This is a genomic window from Cupriavidus sp. 05N40, assembly GCF_056397305.1.
This window is the reverse complement of the sequence record NZ_JBFTND010000382.1, coordinates 1-3,282: the sequence shown is the minus strand read 5'-3', so window position 1 is coordinate 3,282 and position 3,282 is coordinate 1. Positions and strand designations below refer to the sequence as shown.

The following is a 3,282-nucleotide window of genomic DNA, read 5'->3' as shown; positions in this document are numbered from 1 at the left end:
CTACTGCAGCGCTCACGGATGAATGGCATGGCTTGCCTGGGGCAATACGAAGCTGCGCTAGAGACCGCTGTGGGCTGAGTTCTCGGCAGGCGCAAGATGGAAAGCACCCGCGGCTATGTTGAAGAGTTGCAGGGTACAAGGCGCTGGCGCAAGCGGCCTGAAGCCGGGTTTTCAATAGGCGGGGCGTTGACCCGTACTCATCTCGGCGGTGTGCAGTTGAGGAGTTTGCGATAAAGCGAAGCGCGCAGCAAATGACGCTTGAGAGCGAAATGCTGCCAGATCAGGCCGAAGTTCGGCAGGAAGGCCTGCGTGCGCCTTGGGTCGCGGAATCCGCGCATGCGCCGCTCCCGTTCGCGGGTCAGCTGATGACTGTTCTCGGCGCGATTGTTCACGCGGGCGGGGGCCTTCACGAACACGTGCTTGACGCTGGCCAGCTCCGAGATTTCGGCCTTTGCGGCTGGGTAGCCGCGCAGTTGATCGGTGACGATCTTGCGTGGCGCCGGGCAGGAACGCAGCACGCGCTGAAAGAAGCGTCGGGCGGCGGCCTTGTCGCGCCGCTTCTGCAGCAGGATGTCGAGTTCGGCACCATATTCATCGACGGCCCGCCACAGCACGTAGGGCTCGCCACGCAACGTCGCGAGCATCTCATCCAGTTGCCACGTGCTGCCTGGTTTGCGGCGCGCAGCCTTGGCGCGATGCGCAAAGGCCGCGCCAAACTTGTCGCATCAGCGGCGGATCGTCTCGTAGCTGACGATCACACCGCGCTCGAACAGCAGCTCCTCAATCTCGCGCAGGCTCAGGTTGTCGTCATGGCTCGTTGTAGGAGGAATCCTCGTTGTGGGAGAGCCCATTTCCTACATTCAACCGGCAATCCAATGCGTACCCTGAAGAAAGAACGAAGTTGAATAGGAGAACCTTATGAAGCTCATCCTTGTGTTGCTTGCCGCTTCCATTGCATTGCTCAGTGGCTGCGTTGTGGCGCCCTATGGAGATGAGCACCGGGGCGGTGGCGGGTACTACGGCGGAGATGGCCGAGGGGACCACGACCGGGACCACGGCAATCGCGACCGGAGCGATCACCGGGACGACGGTAGCGACAGAGACCGGTGGCAGGGCGGGCAGCGATACTAGCGCCTCGCTAGCGAGTGCGCGAGGCCATGTGATGAATACGCATTACGATTTCGTTACGAGTAGCCTCCGGAGCCCGGAATAGACTGAATGGTAGGGTCCTCAATTACATAGCCTCTGGAGATCGAGATGCGGAAGATCAAGATGTTCGCCAGCCTGGCGCTAGCGGCGTGCACTGTCATTTCGATTGCCGCCTATGCCCAGGATAGGGGTCCTGGTGGAGATGATCGCGGAAGGCCCCCCATGGGTCACGATCAGGGTCAAAATCACGATAACCAGCACGGCTACAACGATCGCGGTCGGGACGGTGACCACGGCCGGCAAGGTGACATAGGTTGGGAAGGTGACAGGGGCAGGGGGCAGATGGACAGAGGGTACGGCCCTGACCGTCGCGCTGATCGCCCGGGCCCTGGCCATTGGCAAAAGGGTGAAAGGATCCCGTCGGAATACCGTCACCGTCAGTACGTGGTCGATGACTGGCGCGCCTATCGGCTATCGCCTCCGCCGCGCGGATACCAGTGGGTGGGGGTTGGCGGGGATTACCTACTGGTCGCCGTTCCGACCGGCGTGGTCTTCCAGGTGGTCATCGGGCGCTAGGTCGCGGGCAACAAAAAGCCGGCAGATGTGAATTGACGCCAAAAAAATGGACGGATCGGAAAGCTAGGCCTGGCAGGGCTGAGTTTCGCTAAAAGGTCGCAGATCAGTCGTCCCGATTCTGAACCCGAGAGTTGTCCCAATTGTTGCATCTTCCTAATATCCTGAAGGAGCGAAAACCGTTCGACGTGACGCGCCGCTTCGCGTACACATTTAGACTAGACCCGTAGCACTGTGGGTACAGGCGACACGCCGCTAATACCTCTCGGATTTGGCAAAGGGCTTGAAAGAAGTCCGTCGCGGTCACATCGATCACCTGGTCTCTATAGCGACCTCGCAAGCGACATTTTGGGTAGGTGCCCGAGGCGCGAAAGTGAATCTGTTCGTCCTCCTTACCCCCTATAAGCCTGGCGCGGAACTTGAGCATCACCAATAAGCCGACGGCCCACCCATTATCCATACAACTAGAGTGTAGGGCGGTCTCGTGGATTCCGGCGTCAGCGTAATCCTACATTTCTGGCTGTCGGCTCGATCGGCATCATGCACTGGCGGAACTCCCCGCTTCCCGAGATTGTCCGTCTTTATAGGGAGGCCATAGCGCTGTTGGGACGAGCGCGATATGAAACGAGTTGGGAGGCATTACAGGAGACGATGATGAAACTTATCGTGAAGATGTGTCTCGCTAGTCTTGCGGGATTGCTTGCGACCGCAGGCGAGGTAACCGCCGGGACAGATGCGCCCAGATTGCCGACGGTAACGGAGGGCGTCCCCGCCATAAATAATAGACCCGTCGGAGCCCCAGAAGGTGAGTTTGGCGGCGGCATCATGAAGTCCGCGCCGATCGCAGCACCCGCGACAAACGTTTCCGACAATGCAATCACCATGAAGGTGAGAGAGCAGCTTCTAGCCTCCGGGCTTCGATCAGGCCGGATGCGGGTGAGTACCGAGAACGGCATCGTGCAGCTCAATGGCAAGGTGCAAAGCGACACCGAAAAGCTGACGGCCTTGAATGCGGTCCGAACAGTGGAGGGCGTGCAATCTGTCGTGGACGGCCTTGAGGTCGAGAAATAGTATCGCGCACCTTTCGCAGGAAAACGCCCCCGGCGATGCTTGGCGTGTTGATGGGGCGATTGAACCTCCCGCCGGGCGCTTGATGGCAGCGGCGGGCCTTCCAGCAAAGTAATGCAGATAGGAAGGTAATGGAGCGCACGAAGCATCGCTATTGGTCGTTTGGCTGACCACCTTCGCTCGGTGTCGGCGCGCGCCTAAGGCCGGGCCGTTATGTCGCAGGCTGATCCTCGCATTGTCGGAGATGGGTACGAGTGAGTCCGTCGGCGGGGGTGAGGGTCAGGATCAATTGTGTCAGGGGGCCGTAGAAATTTATGGAAAAGCCTCCTGCAACAGCACTGCGGCCCCGCACATTAGTTTTTTTGCGATTTGGATTCCGCCTTAACGATGAGGCGATCTTGATTTGCGTCCAACTCCACGCGGGGGCGGTTGCCCTGCACGAGACAGTCCTGCACGAGACAGTCCCGCATGTCGGAGACGATATGAGGAGGC

2 protein-coding genes and 1 pseudogene are annotated in these 3,282 nt (G+C 59.6%); 2 read left to right on the top strand and 1 reads right to left on the bottom strand.

Going from position 1 to position 3,282, the window contains the following annotated elements:
- Window positions 1-197 precede the first annotated feature (197 nt).
- A pseudogene (locus AC1DO7_RS40505) lies at window positions 198-800 on the bottom strand (IS6 family transposase); the annotation flags it as partial.
- Window positions 801-1,257: 457 nt separating this feature from the next.
- On the opposite strand from AC1DO7_RS40505, the gene AC1DO7_RS40500 reads away from it, so the two are divergent.
- Window positions 1,258-1,725, top strand: a complete 468-nt coding sequence (locus AC1DO7_RS40500; RefSeq protein ID WP_441620481.1) for an RcnB family protein — start codon at window positions 1,258-1,260, stop codon at window positions 1,723-1,725.
- A gap of 648 nt (window positions 1,726-2,373) precedes the next feature.
- Window positions 2,374-2,793 (top strand): BON domain-containing protein, encoded by a 420-nt coding sequence (locus AC1DO7_RS40495; RefSeq protein WP_441620479.1) that lies wholly within the window; start codon window positions 2,374-2,376, stop codon window positions 2,791-2,793.
- The last annotated feature ends 489 nt before the right edge of the window (window positions 2,794-3,282 follow it).

What these genes read in the sequence shown, in the direction of transcription:
- AC1DO7_RS40500 (WP_441620481.1), top strand. Translation starts at nt 1,258, where the DNA reads ATGCGGAAGATCAAGATGTTCGCCAGCCTGGCGCTAGCGGCGTGCACT.
- AC1DO7_RS40495 (WP_441620479.1), top strand. Translation starts at nt 2,374, where the DNA reads ATGATGAAACTTATCGTGAAGATGTGTCTCGCTAGTCTTGCGGGATTG.